This window comes from Mesorhizobium sp. WSM4845 (genome assembly GCF_055811455.1).
In genome coordinates this window covers 13,992-36,672 of the sequence record NZ_JBVVQA010000024.1, presented here as the reverse complement: position 1 = coordinate 36,672, position 22,681 = coordinate 13,992, and the positions used below count along the sequence as shown (strand labels likewise).

22 protein-coding genes are annotated in these 22,681 nt (G+C 62.8%); 12 read left to right on the top strand and 10 right to left on the bottom strand.

The window, feature by feature from the left end:
* Positions 1 to 198 precede the first annotated feature (198 nt).
* Positions 199 to 2,085: a peptidoglycan L,D-endopeptidase MepK gene (mepK, locus tag AC0L2C_RS24105; protein WP_473524624.1), complete on the top strand. Its 1,887-nt coding sequence runs from the start codon at positions 199 to 201 to the stop codon at positions 2,083 to 2,085.
* Between the two features lie 154 nt (positions 2,086 to 2,239).
* On the opposite strand, the gene AC0L2C_RS24100 is transcribed toward mepK, so the two are convergent.
* Positions 2,240 to 2,878 carry a 2-dehydro-3-deoxy-phosphogluconate aldolase gene (locus AC0L2C_RS24100; protein ID WP_473524623.1) on the bottom strand — a complete coding sequence of 213 codons (639 nt, stop codon included), beginning with the start codon at positions 2,876 to 2,878 and terminating at the stop codon, positions 2,240 to 2,242.
* 191 nt (positions 2,879 to 3,069) lie between these two features.
* On the opposite strand from AC0L2C_RS24100, the gene trhO reads away from it, so the two are divergent.
* The 3 genes from trhO to AC0L2C_RS24085 all read left to right on the top strand — a co-directional run bounded on the left by trhO (position 3,070) and on the right by AC0L2C_RS24085 (position 6,027).
* Positions 3,070 to 3,993 (top strand): oxygen-dependent tRNA uridine(34) hydroxylase TrhO, encoded by a 924-nt coding sequence (gene trhO / locus AC0L2C_RS24095; protein WP_473524622.1) that lies wholly within the window; start codon positions 3,070 to 3,072, stop codon positions 3,991 to 3,993.
* A 247-nt stretch (positions 3,994 to 4,240) separates the two neighbouring features.
* Entirely contained in the window at positions 4,241 to 4,993 is a 753-nt protein-coding gene (locus AC0L2C_RS24090; RefSeq protein WP_023798047.1) for a tellurite resistance TerB family protein, read from the top strand.
* A 278-nt stretch (positions 4,994 to 5,271) separates the two neighbouring features.
* Positions 5,272 to 6,027: an SDR family oxidoreductase gene (locus AC0L2C_RS24085; RefSeq protein ID WP_023798045.1), complete on the top strand. Its 756-nt coding sequence runs from the start codon at positions 5,272 to 5,274 to the stop codon at positions 6,025 to 6,027.
* Positions 6,028 to 6,219: 192 nt separating this feature from the next.
* Here the strand turns inward: AC0L2C_RS24085 and AC0L2C_RS24080 are convergent, their stop codons facing one another.
* Entirely contained in the window at positions 6,220 to 6,600 is a 381-nt protein-coding gene (locus AC0L2C_RS24080; protein ID WP_023798044.1) for a YciI family protein, read from the bottom strand.
* A gap of 34 nt (positions 6,601 to 6,634) precedes the next feature.
* Positions 6,635 to 7,819, bottom strand: a complete 1,185-nt coding sequence (locus AC0L2C_RS24075; RefSeq protein WP_473524621.1) for a pyridoxal phosphate-dependent aminotransferase — start codon at positions 7,817 to 7,819, stop codon at positions 6,635 to 6,637.
* An 83-nt stretch (positions 7,820 to 7,902) separates the two neighbouring features.
* Here AC0L2C_RS24075 and AC0L2C_RS24070 point away from each other — a divergent pair, with 83 nt between their 5' ends.
* From AC0L2C_RS24070 to denD, 4 genes are all read left to right on the top strand, one after another.
* Complete coding sequence (locus AC0L2C_RS24070; protein ID WP_128173749.1) at positions 7,903 to 8,586, top strand: GNAT family N-acetyltransferase; 684 nt, start codon at positions 7,903 to 7,905, stop codon at positions 8,584 to 8,586.
* Positions 8,587 to 8,772: 186 nt separating this feature from the next.
* Positions 8,773 to 9,750, top strand: coding sequence for a cation diffusion facilitator family transporter (locus tag AC0L2C_RS24065; protein WP_473524620.1), 978 nt, complete (start codon positions 8,773 to 8,775; stop codon positions 9,748 to 9,750).
* Positions 9,751 to 9,812: 62 nt separating this feature from the next.
* On the top strand, positions 9,813 to 10,019 hold the full coding sequence (locus AC0L2C_RS24060) for a hypothetical protein (RefSeq protein ID WP_027153224.1): 207 nt from the start codon (positions 9,813 to 9,815) through the stop codon (positions 10,017 to 10,019).
* A 1-nt stretch (position 10,020) separates the two neighbouring features.
* Entirely contained in the window at positions 10,021 to 10,998 is a 978-nt protein-coding gene (denD, locus tag AC0L2C_RS24055) for a D-erythronate dehydrogenase (protein WP_287227795.1), read from the top strand.
* A 200-nt stretch (positions 10,999 to 11,198) separates the two neighbouring features.
* Here denD and AC0L2C_RS24050 read toward each other — a convergent pair whose 3' ends face one another.
* The 4 genes from AC0L2C_RS24050 to AC0L2C_RS24035 form a co-directional block, all read right to left on the bottom strand.
* Positions 11,199 to 12,335 carry a nickel/cobalt transporter gene (locus AC0L2C_RS24050; protein WP_473524619.1) on the bottom strand — a complete coding sequence of 379 codons (1,137 nt, stop codon included), beginning with the start codon at positions 12,333 to 12,335 and terminating at the stop codon, positions 11,199 to 11,201.
* Between the two features lie 4 nt (positions 12,336 to 12,339).
* Positions 12,340 to 13,002, bottom strand: a complete 663-nt coding sequence (locus AC0L2C_RS24045; protein ID WP_473524618.1) for a DUF1007 family protein — start codon at positions 13,000 to 13,002, stop codon at positions 12,340 to 12,342.
* Positions 13,003 to 13,086: 84 nt separating this feature from the next.
* A complete protein-coding gene (locus AC0L2C_RS24040) occupies positions 13,087 to 13,986 on the bottom strand; it encodes a LysR family transcriptional regulator (protein ID WP_128168892.1) in 900 nt (299 codons plus the stop codon).
* A gap of 1 nt (position 13,987) precedes the next feature.
* Positions 13,988 to 15,187, bottom strand: a complete 1,200-nt coding sequence (locus tag AC0L2C_RS24035) for an amidase (protein ID WP_473524617.1) — start codon at positions 15,185 to 15,187, stop codon at positions 13,988 to 13,990.
* A 544-nt stretch (positions 15,188 to 15,731) separates the two neighbouring features.
* Here AC0L2C_RS24035 and odc2 point away from each other — a divergent pair.
* Both odc2 and AC0L2C_RS24025 read left to right on the top strand, forming a co-directional pair.
* Positions 15,732 to 16,865 (top strand): ornithine/lysine decarboxylase, encoded by a 1,134-nt coding sequence (gene odc2 / locus AC0L2C_RS24030; RefSeq protein WP_473524616.1) that lies wholly within the window; start codon positions 15,732 to 15,734, stop codon positions 16,863 to 16,865.
* Between the two features lie 162 nt (positions 16,866 to 17,027).
* Entirely contained in the window at positions 17,028 to 17,699 is a 672-nt protein-coding gene (locus AC0L2C_RS24025; protein WP_128168960.1) for a GNAT family N-acetyltransferase, read from the top strand.
* Between the two features lie 62 nt (positions 17,700 to 17,761).
* Here the strand turns inward: AC0L2C_RS24025 and AC0L2C_RS24020 are convergent, their stop codons facing one another.
* Positions 17,762 to 18,046 carry an SCP2 sterol-binding domain-containing protein gene (locus tag AC0L2C_RS24020; RefSeq protein WP_023798033.1) on the bottom strand — a complete coding sequence of 95 codons (285 nt, stop codon included), beginning with the start codon at positions 18,044 to 18,046 and terminating at the stop codon, positions 17,762 to 17,764.
* A gap of 373 nt (positions 18,047 to 18,419) precedes the next feature.
* On the opposite strand from AC0L2C_RS24020, the gene AC0L2C_RS24015 reads away from it, so the two are divergent.
* Entirely contained in the window at positions 18,420 to 19,841 is a 1,422-nt protein-coding gene (locus tag AC0L2C_RS24015) for a coiled-coil domain-containing protein (protein WP_473524639.1), read from the top strand.
* A 193-nt stretch (positions 19,842 to 20,034) separates the two neighbouring features.
* On the opposite strand, the gene AC0L2C_RS24010 is transcribed toward AC0L2C_RS24015, so the two are convergent.
* Complete coding sequence (locus tag AC0L2C_RS24010) at positions 20,035 to 20,901, bottom strand: alpha/beta fold hydrolase (RefSeq protein ID WP_128173745.1); 867 nt, start codon at positions 20,899 to 20,901, stop codon at positions 20,035 to 20,037.
* Complete coding sequence (locus tag AC0L2C_RS24005; RefSeq protein ID WP_473524615.1) at positions 20,898 to 21,506, bottom strand: TetR/AcrR family transcriptional regulator; 609 nt, start codon at positions 21,504 to 21,506, stop codon at positions 20,898 to 20,900. The genes AC0L2C_RS24010 and AC0L2C_RS24005 overlap by 4 nt, the downstream gene beginning before the upstream one ends.
* Positions 21,507 to 21,630: 124 nt before the next feature.
* Here AC0L2C_RS24005 and AC0L2C_RS24000 point away from each other — a divergent pair, with 124 nt between their 5' ends.
* Positions 21,631 to 22,632, top strand: a complete 1,002-nt coding sequence (locus tag AC0L2C_RS24000; protein ID WP_128173744.1) for an NADP-dependent oxidoreductase — start codon at positions 21,631 to 21,633, stop codon at positions 22,630 to 22,632.
* The last annotated feature ends 49 nt before the right edge of the window (positions 22,633 to 22,681 follow it).

The window sequence follows — 22,681 nt, the reverse complement described above, 5'->3', positions numbered from 1 at the left end:
CCCGTGCAATATTTTTGACGGGATATCGCCACGGTGTTACCGCATTTCGGCTTCAATAAGCGATGATTAACCATTAGGATCGATATTCGGATGTGAACACCACCGCATCCGTTGGTCAAATCCGGGGACAAACGGCAGCCTGCAAGGCCTTTTGATTTGAACAAAGTCGAACGACACACAAACGGGCGGCACTATCACATGAGCGCCTGGCCGAGATGGCTGGCAGCGGTGATTCTCGCCTTTGGCTTCCTTACAGCGGCTGCGACCGGCGCCAGCGCCCAGACACGTTCGCTGAAACTCTACAACCTGCACACCAAAGAGAAGGCGGAGATCGTCTTCAAGCGCGGCGGCCGCTACGATCAGGCGGGTCTGAAAAAGATCAACGTCATCCTGCGCGACTGGCGCCGCAACGAGCCGACCAAGATGGATCCGCGCCTGCTCGACCTGGTCTGGGAGGCTTACCGGCAGAGCGGCGCCCGCGACTACATCCAGGTCGTGTGCGGTTATCGCTCGTCGTCGACGAACTCGATGCTGCGCAGCCGCAGCAGGGGCGTTGCCAAGAAAAGCCAGCATACGCTCGGCAAGGCCATGGACTTCTACATTCCCGGCGTGCCGCTGAAGAAACTGCGCGACATCGGTCTGCGGATGCAGGGCGGTGGCGTCGGTTATTATCCGAGGTCCGGCTCGCCCTTTGTCCACATGGATGTCGGCAATGTGCGGCACTGGCCTGGCATCAGCCGCCAGGAACTGGCGCGCGTGTTCCCCAACGGCAAGACGCTGCATGTGCCGAGCGACGGCAAGCCGCTGCCCGGCTATTCACAGGCGCTCGCCTCGTACAAGGCGCGCAAGGGCGCCGGCGCTCCCGCCATCGAAATGGCCAGCGCAGGTGGAGGTGCCAAAAGATCCGCCGGTCTGCTGGCGGCTTTCTTCGGCGGCGGTGAAGACGAGGCCGATGACAGCGCCGATGTGGTGGCCGCGCCAACGCCGAAGTCAACAAATGTGAAGCCGGCGAGCGTGAAGCTGGCGAACGCCAAGCCGGCGCCGGCCGCCAGGAACAGCAAGCTTCCGGGCATTGCCATCGTATCGCCTGAGGATGCGAAGCGCGCCGAGATTCCGCAAATCGCCGATGCGCCTGCTCCGGAACCGGAGGAGGACACGCCGGAAACGATCATCGCGGCGCTGCCGGCGCGCAGCGTGCCGCTGCCCGATTTCGCCCCGCGTCCGAAGGCCGATGTCGCTCAGCCGCCCGAAAACGTTCCGTTCGGCGTGGCGGATGCCACCGCCACCACCGAACAGGCGGTGACGACCGCGCAAGCGCCGGCGAACGCTCCCTTCGGCATGGCCGAACCGTCCGTTGTCGCCGATGCGGCGCAGGTTGCCGCCAACAACATTCCGTTGCCGAGCTGGCGCCCCAATCACTCGTTGCCGGCCGACCTTGCAGCGGCCGACCTTGCGCCGCAGGACAAGGCTGTGCTTCTGGCGCTGGCGGATACCGCCGGGCACGGCAAGACCGCTACCGATGTGTTCTCGGTGCTGCCGTCGGCTCGGCCCGATCTGGCCCAGCCCGAACTGGCCCAGCCTGACCAGGTCCAGTCTGCCGCAGTCCAGTCTGACGCGGTCAAAGCCGTCCTTGAACGGGTCAGCGCAACCGACGAATACCAGGTCGCTTCGCTCTCCCAGCCCAGCGCGGCCCTCGGTGAACTGGCGAAGGGCAATGCCGCATCGCCGCGTGAGGCTGTCTTTGCCCGCCCGGCTGGCTCCGATCCGGCCGCGGCGATCGGCACGGGTGTGAAGACCACCCGCAAGGCAGCCAGGGCAACCGCCCGTGACCTGAAGCCTGGTCGCAAGTCCGTGGTGGTCGCCGCAGAGCCAACGGCGGCGCGCTGGGCGTTGAACAGCGGCGAGAATGTCGCCACCGTCTCCAGCGCGACGACGGCGCAGCGCTACGCCTACAATATCGTGCACACGCCCCCAACCGAAGTCTATACCGTGGGCTTCCAGGCGGACGATCAGTTGGCCGACGCCAACCGGTTCACCGGCAATGCCGTCAAGTTCCTGTCGGTCGCCCGCTTCAGGACCGAGTAGCGGATCGACCAACCAATAAAAAAGCCGCGCCGGTAACCCGCGCGGCTTTTTTTTATGGATGTCGTTATCGCAAAATCGCTGCACGCCCTCGGGTCAGGCCCGAGGGCATGCTTTTGCGCGGCATGCATTGGTCTGCTTGGGGTGAGAGTTGTCTCTATCGCCCGAGCTTGCTCGCGGCGCGCGCCAGGGCTTCGATTTCGTCCCATTTGCCGGCCTTGACCAAATCGTCCGGCGCCACCCAGGAGCCGCCGACGCAGATGACGTTGGGCAGGCTCAGATAGTCGCTGGCGTTCTTGTCGGTGATGCCGCCGGTCGGGCAGAATTGGACATCGGCGAGCGGCGAGGCGAATGCCTTGAGTGAGGCGATGCCGCCCGACTGTTCTGCCGGGAAGAATTTCAGGAAGCGCAGGCCTGCCTCGCGGGCGGCCATGATCTCACCGGGCGTGATGGCGCCGGGCAGCAACGGAACGTCGCTGTCCTTCGCCGCCGCCAGAAGCTCGCGGGTGATGCCGGGGCTGACGATGAACTTCGATCCGGCTGCCGCCGCCTCGTCGAACTGGCGGGCGTCCAGAATGGTGCCGGCGCCGACGATGGCGTCCTCGATCTCGCTTGCCACAAGCCGGATCGCCTCCAGCGCATCAGCGGTCCGCAGCGTGATCTCGATCGCCGGCAGGCCGCCGCGCGCCAGCGCGCGCGCCAGCGGCACGGCATCAGCGAGATTGGCGATCTTCAGCACCGGGATAACCGGTTGGCCGTTGAGGAGCGACAGGAGCTTTTCGGTCTTGCTGCGCATTTGTCGTCTCTCCGGTATTGATCCGTACAATCGGTTAGCAGAAGGCCGGTTTTCTGTCCACGAAGCGAAGCGTGTCGCTATGTCACGCGCTGCCGGCAAGTCCGTCAGACCGGCCGTCAAGGCCACCAAGGAGAGGCTGCTCCGCGCGCCGGCCTTGAATCGGCTTTCATGAGCGTTTAGTGGCTTCGGCGATGACACTGCCCAATCAACCCCTGCGCGTTGCCGCGCTCTACAGGTTTGCCCGGCTCGACGACTTTGAGGCGTTGCGCGCGCCGCTCGCCGCCTTTTGCTGCGGACGCGGTATCAAGGGCACGCTGCTGCTGGCGCATGAGGGCATCAACGGCACGGTCGCCGGCAGCGAAGCTGACATTGCCGCGCTCATCGATCATCTCGAATCCATCGAAGGTCTCGCCGGTCTCGAGGTCAAGTACAGCAGCGCCGCGCAGATGCCGTTTCACCGCATGAAGGTGCGGCTGAAGCGCGAGATCGTCACCATGGGTGTTGGGGATCTCAATCCGGCGGCAAGCGCCGGCACCTACGTCGCACCGGCCGACTGGAACGCGCTGATATCGGATGTGGACACGATCGTCATCGACACGCGCAACGCATACGAGGTATCGATCGGCACGTTCAAGGGAGCGGTCGACCCCGCGACAACGAGCTTTCGCGAATTCCCGACGTGGGTCGAGCAGCATCGAGCCGAACTCGTCGGCCGCAAGGTGGCCATGTTCTGCACCGGCGGCATACGCTGCGAGAAGGCAACGGCCTATGTGAAGTCGCTCGGCTTCGAGGATGTGTTCCATCTCAAGGGCGGTATCCTGAAATATCTCGAAGAGCTGCCCGCCGAGCAAAGCCTCTGGCAGGGCGAGTGCTTCGTCTTCGACGAACGCGTCTCGGTGTCGCACGGCTTGGTCGAGGGTGAGGCCGAACTTTGCCGCGCCTGCCGGCATCCGCTGACCGGGCAGGACCTGCTGTCGTCGAAATACGCCGCCGGCATCTCATGCCCGCATTGCTACGATGCCCGTTCCGACGAGGATCGCGCCCGCTACGCCGAGCGTCAACGCCAGGTCGAGCTGGCGCAAGCGCAAGGCAGGGCTCCGCACATTGGACGTTAAAGCGACGTGCGTCGGCTTGGACGCACAAAGTGCGCTCTAACATTTTGAATCCATAAATCGTGCTTTCCAAAAATCGATTCCGATCTTCGGCCCAACGCGTTGGACAAGGCAGATCCTGACATCATCTCGTTTGTGCCGTCGCCGGCAAAGCGCCCATCCGTCATTGTAATGTCCATATGCGGGGCCTACCTGTTCAACGTCCGAAAACCTGCCCGGCGCTTTCGGCCGGCCAATTCTGGAGGCACTGATGTTCGATCCCAAGAAGCTCCTCAACGATCTGCTCGGCTCGCAAATTCCCGGAACCGGATCGACCGTGCGCGACAAAGGGGGCCAGGCGGTGCAAATGGCCAAGGACAATCCGCTGGCCGCTGGCGCGCTGGCCGCGGTGCTGCTCGGAACCGGCGCTGGCCGTCAGGTCGCCGGCACGGCGGTGAAGCTCGGCGGCCTGGCCGTCGTCGGCGGCCTCGCCTACAAGGCCTACCAGAACTACAAGAACGGCAAGGCGCCGGCTGAAACGCAAGTTGCCGGTGAACCGGAATTGCTACCGCCGCCCGCCGACACCAGCTTTCATCCCTCGCAGGCGCCGCAAGGCGAGGACGAATTCACGCTGACGCTGGTGCGCGCGATGATTTCGGCGGCGAAGGCCGACGGCCATATCGACGACGACGAACGGCAAAAGATCGCCGGCAAGCTCAGTCTCGCGGGCATCGACTCCGACGCGGAGAAATTCCTGTTGTCGGAACTGGAAAGGCCGCTCGACCTGGATACGCTGGTCGCCGGCGCCCAAACCGACGCCCAGAAGCTCGAGCTCTACACCGCCTCGCGCCTCGCCATCGATCCGAATACACGTGCCGAACGCGGCTATCTCGATCTGCTCGCCGGCCGCCTCAGCTTGCCGGATGCCCTGCTCGACCATGTCGAGGCGACGGTGTCGGCGGCGAAAGTGCCGGCGCCAGAGGTGCCGGGATCGGGCAAGGCAACCGCCAATTCGCGCTGGTAGGCTTCAGGGCCGCGGAGAGCGGCAATCCGGCGTGCTTTCGCGTTAATGTCTCGTTTACCCAGGAAGCGCATGATTTTAAGCAGTCGGATCGGCTTTCCTCCTCCCAGCCGGTTCAGATCAGGGCGGCCGCCAATGGCCGCCCTTTTTGTCGCAGCCGGTTAGCGCATGAGCCGAAATCGGAATCGATTTTTGGAAGCGATCATGCGCAAATTCAAAATTGCTCAAAATCATGGTGCTATAGCGTCCTTGCGGGCATGCGGCGCTATAGGAGGACAGTTATGACAGACTACAAAACAGCCATCGTCACTGGCGCCGGCACGGGCATCGGCAAGAGCGTCGCCACGGCGCTGCTCAGGGCCGGCTGGAATACGGTGTTCTGCGGACGCCGCAAGCCGGTGCTGGACAAGGCAATCGCTGATGCCGGATCGACACAAGCCAAGGCGCTGGCGGTCGCCTGCGACATCAGCAAGGCCGACCAGGTCGACGATCTGTTCGAGACGGTGGCGGCGGCTTTCGGTCGTGTCGACCTGCTCTTCAACAATGCCGGCGCGGGCTACAAGTCGACATTGATCGACGAGATCCCGGTCGAGGTGTGGAACGAAATTGTCGGGGTCAATCTCACCGGCTCGTTCCTGTGCGCCCGCGCTGCCTTCGGCGCCATGCGCAGGCAGCAGCCGATGGGCGGTCGCATCATCAACAACGGCTCGGTGTCTGCCTACGCGCCGCGTCCGGGCTCAGTGCCCTATACCGCGACCAAGCACGCCATTACCGGGCTGACCAAGACGCTGGCGCTGGACGGCCGGCCTTATGACATCGCCTGCGGCCAGATCGACATCGGCAACGCCCTGACCGACATGGCGCAGGCGATGACGGTCGGAGTACCGCAAGCCAATGGTTCCATCGCCGCCGAAGCGGTGATGGATGTCCAGCAGGTCGCCAATGCCGTCGTCCATATGGCCAGCCTGCCGCTCGACGCCAATGTGCTGTTCATGACCGTGATGGCGACGAAGATGCCGTATGTCGGGCGAGGGTGAGCGGCCGGTTCGCGTAAGCGAATTCATCGTGCCACTGGCACGATGAAAGGCCGGCGAACGCCGGGGGGACCCGGCCGGACGGCGTTCAATTTTGGCTAATGCATGTCGCGCAAAAGTGCGCAGCGGTTTTGCGATAACGACATGCATAAAACAAGAACTAAAGCGCGTCGCATCCTTCAAACGCGATGCGCTTTAGGACTGCGTCACCGAAAGCGGCACGCCCGGAAGATATAGCGAAATAGGGCGGATTTCGTAGACGGCCGTCGGATTGACACGGCGAAAGTCGCGCGCAATCGCGATCGCGGCATCGCGCGTGGCGCAGTCGACGACGTATAGTCCCAACAATTGCTCCTTGGTCTCGGCGAAGGGTCCGTCAATGACCATTCCGGCGCCCGGCCCGCGCAAGGTGCACGCGTCTTGGGTCGCCCCGAGCCGCGCCGCCGGGCCGAGGCTACCATCCCGGTAAAGCCGTTCGTGGATATTGAGCAGGTCGGCCATCAGCGCCGCGTCCTCCTCCGGCGTCAGCGCCGTGATCACTTCTTCCACGTGATAGGCAAGGATGGCATAGAACATCTGACATCTCCTTTCGTCGGTCGCGTACCCGCCCTCACTTGCCCAGAAACGCCTTGATCCGTTCCAGCGCGCGCAGGATGTTCTCTTCGGAATTGGCGTAGGACAGCCTGATATAGCCTTCACCGAGAACGCCGAAATCAGGTCCGCCGATCAGCGCCACGCCGGCATCCTCAAGCAAAGCCGAGGCGAGTTTCTTGGCCTTCCAACCAGTTTTTGAGACATTAGGGAAGGCATAGAAAGCGCCTTTCGGCGTGATGCAGGAAACGCCTGGTAAGGCGTTCAAGCCTTCGACCACGACGTTCCTGCGGCGGTCGAAGGCGCGCATCATCTTGTCGACGTCGTCCTGCGGACCGTCGATGGCCGCGATGCCGGCATACTGGCTCGGCGCATTGACGCAGGACCAGCAATTGACCGCCAGCTTGCGCACCTTGTCGTAGAGGTGGGCGCCCTTGTCGCCGTTCGGCCAGATCGACCAGCCCATGCGCCAGCCGGTCATCGCCCAGGTCTTCGACCAGCCGTTGAGCACGATCAGTCGGTCGCGGATTTCGGGGAAATTGAGCAGCGAGAAGTGCGTCTCGCCGTCATAGGTCATCACGTCGTAGATCTCGTCGGAGAGGATGGCGACGTCCGGGTGCGCTTCCAGCCCCTTGACCAGCTTCTCGATCTCGGCGCGCGGGGTGACCCCGCCGGTCGGGTTGGCCGGCGAGTTGAGGATGAGCAGCCTGGTCTTCGGCGTGATCAGCGCCAGCGTCTCCTGCGCCGAGAAGGCAAAGCCGTTCTCCTCGCGTATCGGCACCGGAACCGGAGCAGCACCGGTGAATTCGATCATCGAGCGATAGATGGGAAAGCCGGGATCGGGATAGAGGATCTCGGCGCCCGGTTCGCCGAACATCAGGATCGCGGCGAACATGGTCGGCTTGCCGCCGGGCAGGATCATCACCGCCTCGGGCGACACCTCGACACCGGTTGTGGTCAGCGTGCGGCGCACCACCGCTTCGCGTGTCGCCAGCAGGCCGTTGGCCGGCGTATAGCCGTGGTGGCCGTCACGCAGCGCCTTGATTGCGGCTTCGACGATGTGCTGCGGCGTCTTGAAGTCGGGCTGGCCGATGCCGAGATTGACGATATCGCGGCCCTGATGGGCGAGCGCGGTGGCACGAGCCAGCACCGCAAAGGCGTTTTCCTCGCCGAGACGATCGAAGGCCGAAATCGTGTGGAGCATTTTTCCCGTCCCTGTGGTTCTTTCACCGAGCGAGCGTTTTTGTGAGCGTCCTTTCGCAAAAGTCAAACGGATTGGAGCTTTGGGTGTCGGAAAATCTCAAGAATTGGCAACCGCGCCCGCGGCCGGAGCGCAAGGTGCTGGAGGGGCGCACTGTCAGGCTTGAGCCGCTGAGCTCCGAAAAGCATGGCGACGGCCTTTTCGAGGCGTCGTCGGTGCCTGATGTCGACGGCCGCTTCGCTTGGCTGCCCGATTATCCGCCGCAGACCCGCGCCGCCTTCCAGCCGTGGCTGGACAAGGCCGAAGCCAGCGAGGACCCGCTGTTCTTCACCGTCATCGACAAGGCCAGCGGCAAGGTCGCCGGACGCCAGACGCTGATGCGCATCGACCCTGCCTATGGCGTTATCGAGATCGGCAACATCTATTGGGGTCCGCTGATCTCGCGCAAGCCGGCGGCGACGGAAGCGCAATTCCTGTTCATGAAATACATCTTCGAGCTTGGCTATCGCCGCTACGAATGGAAATGCAACAACCGCAACGAGCCGTCGAAGCGCGCGGCGGAGCGTTTCGGCTTCAAGTTCGAGGGCATTTTCCGGCAGCATCTTGTGGTCAAGGGCGAAAACCGCGATACCGCGTGGTACTCGATCATCGACAAGGAGTGGCCGGCACTGCGTAGAGCCTATGAGGCATGGCTCGATCCGGGCAATTTCGACGGCGACGGCCGGCAGAAGCGACGGCTCGAGGATTTCCGCGCCGAGTTCGGCGCCTGACCATGACCCAGGACCACGATCCCGAAAAGTGAAGGCGAGTTTTCGGGCAAGATCGTGGTCAAACCAGAAGGACCATGATCCCGAAAAGTGGAAGCCGGTTTTCGGGCAAAGATCATGGTCAAACAAGAACACAGAGCCTCCGTCCGGATTCTGCCGGGATGGATCAGTTCTGACAGGAGTTCGCAGGTGGCGCATACCCACGACCATGGTTCGCAAGGGCATGACCGCAGCCACGGCGCCGGTCATGTGCACGGCTCGACCGACAAGAAACGCGTGCTGATCGCCGCCTGCCTGACCGCCGGCTTCATGATCGTAGAAGCGCTTGGCGGTCTCTTGACGGGATCGCTGGCGCTGCTGGCGGATGCCGGCCACATGCTCGCCGACTGTATCGCGCTCGGGCTTGCCTGGTATGCTTTTCATCTGGCCGGCCGGCCGGCCACGGTTCGCCTCACCTACGGTTTCGGCCGGGTCAAGACGCTGGTCGCCTATACCAACGGTATCGCCATCTTCGCCATTGCGCTGTGGATCATCTATGAGGCCTGGGAACGCCTGCTGACGCCTGCGCCCGTGCTCGGCGGGCCGATGCTGGTCGTTGCGATCGCCGGCCTGCTGGTCAATATCGGCTGCTTCTTCGTGCTGCATGGCGGCGACCGCGACAGCCTGAACATGCGCGGCGCCATCCTGCACGTGCTCGGCGATCTGCTTGGCTCGGCGGCGGCGATCTTAGCTGCGCTGATCATCCTGGCAACGGGCTGGACGCCAATCGATCCGATCCTGTCCGTCCTTGTCTCGCTGCTGATCCTGTCCACCGCCTGGTCGCTGATGCGCGAAGCAGCCCATGTCCTGCTCGAAGGCGTGCCGGCGAGCCTCGATCGCGACCTGATCGCCAGGGACATAGAGCGGACGGTGAACGGCGTGCGCGAGGTGCATCACATGCATGTCTGGTCGCTTGACGGGTCAAGCAACATGGCGACCTTGCATGCTTGCCTCAACGATGGCGTCGATGCCCACAAAGCGGTCAGCGCCATCAAGAAGCGGCTTGCCGCGCATGGCATTGCCCACGCCACCGTAGAACCGGAATTCGGCCATTGCGCCGATGATAAGCATGATGGCGAGCACGACCATGCGCATGATGCGGCTCCGCATCATCGCCACTATCACTGATCCCAGGAGTTCCATGGCATGGTAACGAAGTTGACGAATCCCCGCCGTGTCCGGGCCGCGTAATGGATCGCGACACGCGCAATGCGGCGATCGGCGCACTCTGGGTGCTGCTGCTGTTCGGCATCGCCGCCTACTATTTGCCAACCGTGATGCTGGCGGTCGGCCGCGTCTCGACCATTCTTGCCGCCATTATTGCGGCTGTCTTCATGGTGGCCATTTTCGTCGTGTTTTGGCTGCGTGGCCGCAGCCAGCGCAAAAAGGATCATTGATATGCGTGTTTTGATTACCGGCGCGGCAGGCATGGTCGGCCGCAAGCTCATCGCCTGGCTGGCGAAGGATGGAACGCTCAGCGGCCGGAAGGTCGCCGCGCTCGACCTTCACGACATCGTGCCGCCGCAGGCGCCGACACTGGATGGCGTCGACGTCACCATCCATACAGGCGATCTCGCCGCGGCGAGCGCGATGGAACGGCTGGTCGCGTCGCGCCCAGACGTGATCTTTCATCTCGCCGGCGTCGTGTCGGGCGAGGCGGAGGCCAATTTCGATCTCGGCTATCGCGTCAATCTCGACGGCACAAGGGCGCTGTTCGATGCCGTAAGACTGGCGGGGTTTGCGCCGCGCGTCGTCTTCACCTCGTCGATCGCCGTGTTCGGCGCACCGTTTCCGGACATTATATCAGACGAATTCCACCCGACGCCGTTGACCTCCTACGGCACGCAGAAGCTGATGGGCGAAGCATTGCTCGCCGATTATACGCGGCGCGGCTTCTTCGATGGCATCGGCATCAGGCTGCCGACCATCTGCGTCAGGCCGGGCAAGCCCAACAAGGCGGCTTCGGGCTTTTTCTCCGGCATCATCCGCGAGCCGTTGAGCGGCCAGGAAGCAATATTGCCGGTGCCGCGCTCCGTCGTGCACACCCACGCCAGCCCGCGCTCGGCGGTGAATTTTCTGATCCACGCCGCAGGGATCGACGGCAGCGCCGTCGGGCCGCGCCGCAATCTGACGATGCCCGGTGTCGCCGTCACGGTCGGTGAGCAGATCGAGGCCCTGGAACGCATTGCCGGCGCCAAGGCGGTGAAACTGATCCGCGAGGAGCCCGACGATACGATCTGGGCGATCGTCAAGGGCTGGCCGACACGGTTCGAGGCGCGGCGGTCGAGGGAGCTTGGCTTTGCCGCCGAAACCAGCTTCGACGACATCATCCGCGCCCATATCGAGGACGAGCTGGACGGGAAGATCGCAGGTTAGCTGTCGATATTCGGGGCCAGCGGCAACACACAAATTGTCGACCTCGGCGCTGCTCCTCACCTGCCTGCCGGCATCCTCTCCCCGTAAACGGGGCGAGGGGGCTGGCCGCAACGTTGGCGATCCCCCTCTCCCCTTTTTTTACGGGGAGAGGGTAAGGGTGAGGGGCAGCGCCGACGCCCGGTAAGGGTGAAGGGACTGCTTCATCCGCCAGTCAGGCTCGCCGACAACAACAGCAACCCAAACAAAAAGACGAAGGCTGCGCCGCCGATCTCAACGATCGAGTGGATGCGGTTGCCCATGCGGCCGTCGCCAGCGAAATACACCGCCCAGTTCTTGGCCGTCACCGCCAGCGTCGCCAGGATCGAGACGGTGATCGCGGTGCCGAGTGCCATCGCCAGCACCGACAGAATGCCGCCGAACCACAGCCCGTTGAGCATGGCAAAGCTCAGCACGATCAGCGCGCCCGAGCAGGGGCGGATACCGACCGCAGCCACCGCCGACCAGGCGGTGCGCCAGTCGAAGCGGTCGCCGGAAAGCAGCGCCGGGTCGGGCGCGTGTGAATGTCCGCACGTCTCGCAGACCTCGCCCGCCGCATGGTGATGGTGCCCGCCATGGTGATGGTGCCCGCCATGGTCATTGTCGTGTGCGCCATGATCATGGCTATCGTGGCCCTCATGGCCATGTGCGTGAGGCGCATGCACCGAATGCGCATGTGCAGGATGGCCTGTTTGCGAATGGCCGGCATGGGCCGCCGAGAGGCTGTAGGCAGGGTTCGCGCCGAACAGGCGAAGGATGGCAGGGCCGGCCTTGCGCCACAAAAGCCAGGCGCCGAACAGGGTGACAAAGACAAAACTCGTGACTTCGAGGAACCATGCCGCGTCGGTCATCGATATGGTGGTGCCGCGCAGGACGAAGTAGGCGAGCATCATCACAAGGATCGCCGTCAGCGCCTGCAACAGGGCCGAGACGAAGGACAGCATGATGCCGCGCCTGAGCGCGACTTCGTTCGCGACCATGTAGGACGAGATCACCGCCTTGCCGTGACCGGGGCCGGCGGCATGGAAAATGCCGTAGGCGAAGGACAGGCCGATAAGCAGCCACAGCTTGCTGCCGTCCTCACGCATCGCCTTCATCGCACCGGCAAGCGCGCGGTAGAATTCCTGCTGACGCAGATTGATCCACATCAGGATCTGGGCGAACGGGCCGGTGGTGGGAGCCATCCCGTCATTGGTGCCGATGCCGAGCGAGCTCTGGGCGTGGGCGGAGCCGAGGACGTGCGCCATCACAAGGGCGGCGGCCAAGAGCCCGAAAGCCAAACGCAGGGACGGTTTCGTCACCGGATTATCCTTTTGGCTGACAGTTCAGTTCAAGCTTGGTCGCAAATATCATATCGGTGCCTGTCGGATCGTTGAAGAAGGCATCCGTCAGGTTCTTCTGGTTCGCGGCGATCGCCTCGTCGGGGTTCGGACGAACGACCTTGCTCGTGCATGTCGACGGCAAGTCGGCGACCTGCATATTGGCATCCTCGGTGAAGTCGATCGCCGTGTAGAAGGTCGGGTCATAGACGCCGATATCGATCTTGCCGGCCAGCCTGGTCGGCGCCTTGGGTTCGGATTCGAACAGGATAATGAGCTGGTCGTTGTCGAAATTCGCCATCAGCTGCGGCGGCGGGCTCATCGCCTCATCCTTGCCGTCGACGGTGACGAGCTGGAAGTAATTGAACTCCGCCAGCGAAGCATGGACGGTGTCGGCGACTTCCTTCAGCTCCTTGTCGTCGAGCTTCAGGTCGGAATTCTTGTCGAACTCCATCATCACCGTGCTCGAAAACAAATCGTCGAAGCGCCAGACATGACGCAAGGCCTTCACGCTTTGGTGATCCGGGCTGAGGATCACTTCGAGGCGAGCCTCGGCGAAGACGTGGGGATGCACGTCGGCTGGCCCGACCGTGGCAAAAGTCGCCGCCATGGCCGAAGCCATCATGATTGCTTGCCGCTTCAGGTTCATTCTGGGTGGTGATTCCATCGACTTCGGTGACTGTCGAGAGTTACCAGAAAGCGGGCGAAAATGGGACCCCGGGCGCCCAAAAGCTCATGCATTGTCAATCGTCTTGAACCACTGCACCAGGAAATCGACAAAGACGCGAACTTTCGCAGGCAAATAGCGGCGGTGCGGATAGACGGCGAAAATGCCGCCACCCGGCAGGATGCGGTCATCCAGCGCGGTCACCAGCCGGCCACTTTCGATGTCGGGCGCTGCGATGAAATCCGGCAGGACTGAAAATCCCAATCCCGCCACGGCGGCGGCTCTTGCCGCCATCGGACTGTTGACCTCGATCGGACCGGAGACCGAAACAGTCACCGTGTCGCCGCTGTCGCCCTTGAACGGCCAGTTGGTCAGCCAGCGGCCATTGGTGTCGATGATGCAGGGCATGCGGCCAAGGTCCTGCGGCCGCGTCGGCATGCCGTGCCTGGCGATCAGCTCGGGAGATGCGCACAGCCGCACCGAGAACGGCGCCAGGCGCCTGGCGATCAGCGAGGAGCTTTCCAGCCGCGAAATGCGCACGGCGAGATCGAAGCCTTCCTCGACCAGATCGACGAAGCGGTCATCGAGATGAATGTCGAGCACGATGTCGGGATGCTGCTTGGCGAAGTCGATCAGCGATAGGCCGATCGGCGCGTCGGCAAAGGTGCGCGGCGCCGACAGCTTGATCCTGCCGCGCACGTCGCCAGAGGATTCGCGCACCGCATCGGCCAGGCTGTCGACCTCGCGGACGATTTCCGAGGCGCGGCGGTAATAGGTGTGGCCCGCCTCGGTCAGCGAGAACTGCCGGGTGGTGCGGTTGAGCAGCAGCGCGCCGAGCTCGTCCTCCAACTCGCGCACATATTTCGACAGCAGCGCCTTGGAGCGGCCGATCTTGCGCGCCGCTGCCGAAAATCCTTCGGCCTCGACAACGTCGATGAAGGCGCGCATGCGGGTCAGCGTATCCATGTCATGCGCTCCTCTGGTGGGCTGAAAGGATGCGCGCGGCAAGCGCCATCAGCTGCCGGTCGCTGTTTTTCGGTCCGAGCAGCGAGAGGCCGAACGGGGCGCCGTCAACCGGGCCCAGCGGCAGGGTGATCTGCGGAAAGCCGGACAGGCCGGAAAGACACAACAGTCTCAGCGCGCGTTCCCGATAGGTCTGCAAATCGTCGAATGAGGCGGCCTTGAGCGGGGCGGCACCCGGAGCGGTCGGCAGCACAAGAACACCGTCTTCGCCAAGCAGGTGAGCAAGTTCGCGACGAAACGAAACGCGACGTTCCGTTTCAAATTGTGCGGTTGCCGCGTCGATGGTTGCGCCATGCTCGAAGCGCTCCTTGACGCCGGGGCCGAGCATCCGATCGCTGCCGGCGATCCAGGCACCATGATTTTGCCAGGCCTCGTACCCCTGCAGTTTGCGGAAGCACCAATAGAGATCGTCGGTGGAATGCGACAGCGGGGCAACGGTGCGCGGTGCGCCCAACACCGATGCGACAGCGCGGACCATGGCGCGATACTCGTCGGCTTCCTGCGGGCCGAGCACGAGCCCGTCCAGCGCATCCAGCGCGAGGGGGCGCTGCAATTCTTGGTTGTGCAGATCGTCGCCGAGCAGCACCGCGCCGACCTTTTCGTAGGTGACCATGTTCCTGGCGAACCAGCCGAACGTATCAAGTGAAGGGGCCAGCGGCATGGCGCCTTCGAGCGAGATGCGGCCATGCGTGGTCCTCAGGCCGATCAGCCCACAAAAGCTTGCCGGAGCGCGAATCGAGCCGCCGGTATCGGATCCGGCGGCGATGTCGGCCAGCCCGCCGGCGACCGCGGCGGCGGAACCGGAAGACGAGCCGCCGGTGACGCGATCAGGTGCTGCCGGATTGACCGGCGACGGGAAATGCGCGTTCAGCCCCATCAGCGAGAAGGCCAGTTCGTCGCTCTGCGTCTTGCCGACGAAGCACGCGCCCGAATCAAGCAGCGCCTGGACGGCCGGCGCCGTCGCCGAGGCGGGTGAAGCCTGCTGGTATTTTTGCGGATTGCCGCAGCCGGTGCGGTAGCCGGCGACGTCGTAAATATCCTTGACGGCCAGCCGCAGGCCGGCAAGCGGGCCGGACTGCGCATTGGATATAGGTATACCATCGAGGTCGAGAAAAGCGTTCAGAGGGCCGCGAGTGCCTGCCATGCGTTCGATATCCGGATACAGTTGTTGCAACATTGTTCGACGCCAGGATTTTTACAACCTGGCGTACGATTTTTATTGATTGTGAAATCCATCGACCTTATATCGCGCTTGCCCAAAGTCGCACGTGCCTGTGGGTGTCCGCCGATCCTCAAAATGGTGAGGGATATCGGTAAGGTAACTGGAGCTAACCCCTCCAGTCGGTTTAGCGGCCAACCGCCAGACCGAGGACACCTTGAAGCAACGACGGTGCGGGCCTTTCTGGTGTTCTGCCGGTCGTCCAAAGACCGGGGTTACTGAAGAGGCACACCTTCATTGCCGGCAGTGCGGAACGGGTTCTCCCAATCCAAGCCAAGGCAGACAAAGCGAACCGAGGCCGGGCAAGGCCAAGGTTCACCGCCGCGAGACGGCGCTTCATGGTTCCGGGGTCTCCACCGGCTGGTTCCATGGATTGACGTCCCGCCTTTGTCCACCGCGTGTTCGCGAGGTCAATGACCCGTGTCCCGCAGCCTTTGTGCGCGCCGAAAGGCGCTATGGAGAGACCCCGATGGCTACCCAGCGCATCCTTGACTTCCTCGCCACCCGACGTCCGAACGGCCCTTGCCTTGTCGTCGATCTCGATGTCGTGCGCGACAATTTCCGCGCCTTCGAGAAGGCGCTTCCCGATTCGAAAATCTACTATGCGGTGAAAGCAAATCCGGCGCCGGAAATCCTGCGCCTGCTTGCTGCGATGGGCTCGTCCTTCGACACCGCTTCCGTTGCCGAAGTCGAGATGGCGATGGACGCCGGCGCGCCGGCGGACCGCATCTCCTTCGGCAACACCATCAAGAAGGAGCGCGACATCCAGCGCGCCTATCAACTCGGCATCCGGTTGTTCGCGGTGGACTGCGTCGAGGAGGTCGAGAAGATCGCCCGCGTTGCACCCCGCGCCCGTGTGTTCTGCCGCGTGCTGACCGACGGCGAAGGCGCCGAATGGCCGCTGTCGCGCAAGTTCGGCTGCGTGCCGGCGATGGCGGTCGACGTGCTGCGCCATGCGAGGGCGCTCGGGCTGGACGCCTATGGCGTGTCGTTCCATGTCGGCTCGCAGCAGACCAACCTGACCGCCTGGGACCGCGCGCTCGGCGACGCCAAAAAGGTGTTCGCTACGCTCGCTGACGAAGGCATTGTGCTCAAGATGGTCAATATGGGCGGCGGTTTCCCGACCCGTTACCTCAGGGACGTGCCGGCGGCACAGGCCTATGGCCAGGCGATCTTCTCGGCGCTGCGCAAGCATTTCGGCAACGCGATTCCCGAGACCATCATCGAACCGGGCCGCGGCATGGTCGGCAATGCCGGCGTCATCAAGTCGGAAGTCGTGCTGATCTCGAAGAAGGCCGACAACGACAATGTGCGTTGGGTCTTCCTCGACATCGGCAAGTTCGGCGGGCTCGCCGAGACGATGGACGAGGCGATCCGCTACCCGATCGTCACCGCGCATGACGGCACCGAGACCGCGCCGTGCGTGCTCGCCGGCCCGACCTGCGATTCGGCCGACGTGATGTACGAGAAAACGCCGTATCCGCTGCCCCTGTCGCTGACCATCGGCGACGAGGTGCTGATCGAGGGCACCGGCGCCTACACGACGACCTACGCCTCGGTCGCCTTCAACGGCTTCGAGCCTCTCCGATCCTACGTGATCTGACGGCTCGCAAGAGCCGGTCAGATCATCCGGCGCGGGCGACGAGATCGCCCGCTTCGGTTCGCCTGTGGAACAATCCGCTCGTGAAGGATCGCGGAAATGGAAATTGTGGATTTCATCGTTGATGGCGCTGTGAGCCGGCAAATCTCCCCCCTTGAGGGGGAGATGGCCGCAAAGCGGCCAGAGGGGGTCGCCTCAGCTGTCGCGACCTCTCTTGGACTGCGTGGCGCCGGCGCTTCACGCGCGGCGCCCTCCTCTGTCGGCTTCGGCGACATCTCGCCCTCTAGGGGGGAGATTGCTGGCGCTTTCGTCATCACCGCCGAAACCGCTGCCGACGTCCCGGCGCGCGAGGCCTTGCTCGATCGCGCCATGGGGCCGAAGCGCCGGAGAAAATCGTCGGAAAAGCTGCGGCGCGGCCGCCGGCCTTCGGAAGGCCTTGCCTTTGTCGCACGCGATGCGTCGGGCGCTGTCACCGGCACCGTGCGGCTCTGGGATGTCGTGCTGGGCGAGGGCGGTAGGTCCGCCCTTCTGCTTGGCCCGCTCGCCGTCGATCCCACAATCAAGAATGCCGGCATCGGCTCGGCGCTGATGCGCCATGCAATCGCTGAAGCCGCGCGCCTCGGCCATGCGGCGATCCTGCTGGTCGGCGATGCGCCCTATTACCAGCGCTTCGGGTTCTCGGCCGATAAAACCGGCTCGCTGGCCATGCCGGGACCTTATGAGCGGCACCGCCTGCTGGCGCTGGAGCTGGTGGAAGGCGTGCTCGCCGGCGCGCAGGGCACGCTGAAGGCGGCCGGGCGCAAGCTGAAGGCACAGCGGCTGTCGCTCGCTGCCTGACGGATCGGAAACAAGCCGCTGCCATCGGGCGGCGGCTTGTTTCCATCCAGGATTGGAATGGGTCAGCCGATCAACTGGCTCAGCGCCATGGCGACGCTCATGTCGCCTTCGACCTTTATCTTGCCGGACATGAACGCCATGGTCGGGTTGAGATCGCCTGATATCAGCGATTCCAGATCGTCGAGCGAAAGCTTTATCGTGCAGTCGGCCGGCGCGTCGGTGGTCGATACAGCAGCGCCGTCGATGACGATGACGCCGTCGCCTCCGGTATCGAATTTGACGGAACGATCGAACCCGGCACTCGCCACGCGCGCGCTGATCTTGTCGGCAATTTCCTGAACGCCCATGGCCGTTCTCCTCGTCTCGTTGCGTTTGTCGCACCCCATTGCACTTCGGTCTGGGGCACTTTGATCCGGCCCGAAGTCGCCGTCTTGCGCTTTTCGCGATCAAGGTCGCCGGCGCATATAGCTTCGGGTTGACGTTTACGTCAACGCGGTTCCCGATATGATGATGGGTTTTATCGCCGCAGTGAAGCTGCGCTGTCCACACTGGCAGTTACAAGGTCTGCATCATTCAAACAGACGAGGACAGTGGCCAGGCCTGTCCCTAGCGTGGGCTCGCCTCATGCGCCACCGCGCGATCAGGGGGAAGGGGATGAACCCGTATCCGGGAGGCGAGGATCAAGACCCCAGATGGCGTTACAGTAGGGGATGTTCAGTCATGAAAATCAGAAGTCTGATCAAGCGTGCCGAGACGGTGGACAGGGCATTCAAGGAACTCGAAGCCGATTTGGCGGATGCGTTCGATGAGTGTCTCAACCTGGACGACCAATCGCCATTGGACAACGTTCCGGATGAGAATCTCGCGGCAAGGAATGACAACTCTCAGCCCGAGGACGATGCCGACGCTCCCGAGATCGCACGGCGGCTGACCTCCCACACACAAACCCGCCTTGCTGCGCTAGATGCCGTTGAGGGGCTGTTTGACGATGCGCGCGAGTATCTGGAGGAGATCAACACGAAACTGTCGGAGATCGCGACCTCGCATCACCTGACAGGCGAATTCCTGAAGCTGCTTCACGGGGACATTCTTCGCGCCAACGAACTGGAACTGGCAAATGGCAGCCTGACCACGCAGCAAAGAGTGCTATCGGAGCAATTCCACGAAGCGACCAGAAAGCAGCGCGAGCGTGAAAGCGCCGTCGAGGCCCTGCAGCAGCGCGAGATAAGCCTGGCCGAGGACAAGGAGGCACTTCGCAGTGCGCTGGCTGCGGCAAGGCTGGAACTCGTCGTGGCAGGCAATGCGAGCGCAGAGCGCGAAGCGGAGTTCGGCGACCTCGTTAAAACGCTTTCGGCCAGAACGGCCGAGGCCAACCGATGCGCGCGCGAGAACGAGATATTGCGGGAAAAGCATGTCAGCCTGTCGATCGACTTCGACAAGGCGCTGAAGCGGGAAGCTGAGGCGCGGCACCGGCTGGACGAGCTCTCGACGATTCATGCCAGTGACGCGGCGCGACTTTCGGAACTGCTGTCTGCGCTCGGCAAGAGCGAACAAGAGGAGATGCGGCTGCAGAAATCGCTCGATATCGCGCAAGCGAAGCTGTCGGAAATGACGGAAGCGGCACGTATCATGGAAGGTGACAGGGAAGCCGAGCGTGCGCGTAGTTTCGCTGAGATCGGCGGCCTGCGTTCTGAAATTGGCAATCTCCAATCACGATTTGAAGTCGCCTCGAACGAGAACAATCAAGCCGCGAGCGAGATCGCCAATCTCAAGGCTCAATGGAGCGACGCTGTCGCCGAAAAGCAAATTGCGGAGGAAAGGTTGTCGGTTCTCAGAAAGGAGAACGAAAACGACAAGATGCACCTCTCGACCGTGAGCGCGAATTTTTCGCAGCTTTCCCTGCAGCAGGCATCCGAACAGATACAGCTCGATGTCCAGAGGCAGGAATGCGAGGACCTTCGAGCCGAAGTCGCGGTGCTCGACGCCCGGGTCAAGGAACTGTTGCCCTATGAGCGTCTCCACAAGGTCACAAACGCCAAACCGCATGAGAACGGCGTGGTCGAGATCACCGGTGTCGTGGCGGAGAAGTCCCGCGCCACAAGCAGGCGGCGCGTCCGTACGAGCCTGCGCGCCGCATCCTGACGCACGGGTGTCACTTGGCTTTACGGGAACAGACTGAAGGTCCGTTGTCGAAGCAACGCAGATTCGGCGAATTAGCTTGCGTGCGCTTCCTTCCTCAGGCCTTCCCCGATCTAGTGTACGGTGTTGCCCGTCAGGTTAGCGCATGGATCGAAGCGTCATTTGCTCACCAACTGGCCACACCGGCACCGCCTGATTAGGCATCGAGGAAGTCCAGGGCCTTCTCCACGAAGGCGCCGTGATACTGGAAAATGGCCGTATGCCCGCCGTCCTCGTACAGGACCAGCTCGGCATTGGGCAAGCGCCGTGCCAGGTCGACGGAATTGCTGGTGGGCACCATTCTGTCGTGATCGCCATTCACCACGAGGACCGGGTGCCGGACACGCGATAGGTCGGCAGGGCGCTCGAGGCCAAAGGCACGCACTGCCTTGAGCTGCTGGCTGAAAGCGCCGAGGGCGATGGGCTTGTCGCGGTCATTGGTCCGTTCGTTCAAGCGCTGCAGAAACTCGCGCGCCGCCTTCTTGCCGTTGGGGCTTTGGGTGAAGAAGAGGTAGTTCTTTGGGTCCTTGATGGTCAGCGCGGCGCGGATCATGTCGAAGAAGGTGACGAACGTCACCCTGTCGATGCCGGTACCCCCGGCTGGGCCGGTTCCCGCGAGGATAATCTTGCGAACCAGATTGGGCTCCAGCTGAACAATCGCCTGGGCGATGAAGCCGCCAAGAGATAGGCCGAGCAGGTCAACCTTCTCGAAACCGAGGGCCCGGATGAAGGCGATCGCGTCGCGGGCCATCGCCTCCACCGTGCTGGGAGTGGAGCCGCCTGATGCGCCAACACCACGGTTATCGAAGGTGACAACGCGTCGTTTTGCGGCAATACCATCGACGACCCGGGGATCCCAATTGTCGAGAACCGCACTCAGATGGGTAAGAAAAATCACCGGTACCCCGGTTGTGGGCCCGAGTTCCCGGTAGGCGAATTTCGTACCGCCGACGTCGACCGTTTTCGTCGGCACGTCCCTGTGTTTGACGATCGCGGCAGGTCGCGACAGATGATGCACGTTCATGATGGTTTTCTTCCTTCTGGCTTGTCGCTGTCGCTGCCGCTGGGCTGGAGCAGCGCCTTCGCCGCCACCGCGCCAGCCGCAAGAATGCGATCGGACAGTTCGGTTCCGTTCACCGCGCGGGACAGCTCAAGTGTGCCGATCAGGGTCGCGAAGACGCCGAACGCGACAGCCTCGGGATCGCGGGCGTCGGGCGTCAGCTCGGCCGCCACCTGGCGTACGAGCTTGAGCAGGTGCTCGGCGTAAACTTGGCGCGTCTCGATCGGCTCACGCGCAATTTCGGGCAGCAGCGCGGCTGAAGCGCAACCTTTGCCTGGATTGTCTCGGTGTTCCGCCGACAGATACGTGTCGATGGCCAATGACGTGCCGCCGGCGGCCAATAGCTCCTGTATCTGGGCCGTCTGGGCCTCCAGCGCGGCTGCCACACTCTCACGCACAAGCGCCGCCTTGGACGGAAAATGGGGATAGAAAGCTCCATTGGTCAGTCCCGCCTCACCCATGATGCCGGCGAGACCTGATGCAGCGATGCCGTCGGAGCGAAACCGTTCGGTCGCCACATCCATGATCCGCTGCCGCGATGCTTCCCTCCGGCCTTTCTCGTAGCGCATGTCTTTCTCCTTCGATCAGCTATTGCATTACGGTCATATTATCATTAAGTGACCATAATGCAATAGGGCAACGCATCGGAGATGGCGACCTGGCTCCAGGTCTCCTCAATTTAGGAAAGCTGCAATGAAGGCCTTCATCGTCGATCGATATGCAAAGAAAGCTCCCCTACGGCTTGGAGAGGTTCCAGAGCCGGAAGCAGGGGAGAATGACGTGCTGGTGCAGATCCATGCCGCCAGCGTCAATCTGCTGGACTCCAAGATCAGGGACGGAGAGTTCAAGCTGATCCTGCCCTACGGCCGGCCTTTCGTTGCAGGCCATGACGTGGCCGGAACGGTCATTCGCGTCGGCGCGAAAGTCCGACAGTTCAAACCGGGCGACGAGGTCTATGCGCGAGCGCGCGACGGTCGGATCGGAGCGTTCGCCGAGTACATCGCCATTAATGATGCGGACGTGGCCCTGAAGCCAAAAAACCTCAGCATGGAAGAGGCTGCGTCCATTCCCCTGGTGGGGCTGACCGCCTGGCAGGCGCTGGTTGAAAGGGCGAAGCTGAAGAAAGGACAGAAGGTCTTTATTCAGGCCGGCTCCGGCGGAGTGGGGACATTCGCCATCCAATTGGCAAAGCACCTCGGCGCAACGGTCGCCACGACAACAAGCGCGTCGAACACGGATATGGTCAGGAAGCTGGGCGCCGATGTCATTGTCGACTACAAGAAGGATGACTTCGAGAAAGTGCTTTCGGGCTACGATGTCGTCCTGAACAGCCAGGACAACAAGACCCTCGAAAAGTCCCTGCGTGTGTTGAAGCCAGGTGGCGTAGCCGTTTCGATCTCCGGTCCGCCCGATCCTGGGTTTGCCAGGGAGAAGGGGCTGAGCTGGGTGCTGAACCTGGTCATGCGCGTTCTGAGCGCAGGCATCAGGAGACGGGCAAAACGCGCAGATGTCCGATATTCGTTCCTGTTCATGGCGGCCAATGGCGGGCAGTTGACAAAAATCACGTCGCTCATCGAAACGGGCGTCGTCCGCCCGGTTATAGATCGCGTCTTTCCGCTTGAGCAGACCAACGAGGCATTGGCATACATTGAACAGGGCCGGGCCAAGGGCAAGGTCATCATCAAGGTCAAATAGCTTCTCGGCGCAACGCGGCACAAGCGAATGAGCTTGCGCGTGCTTCCTC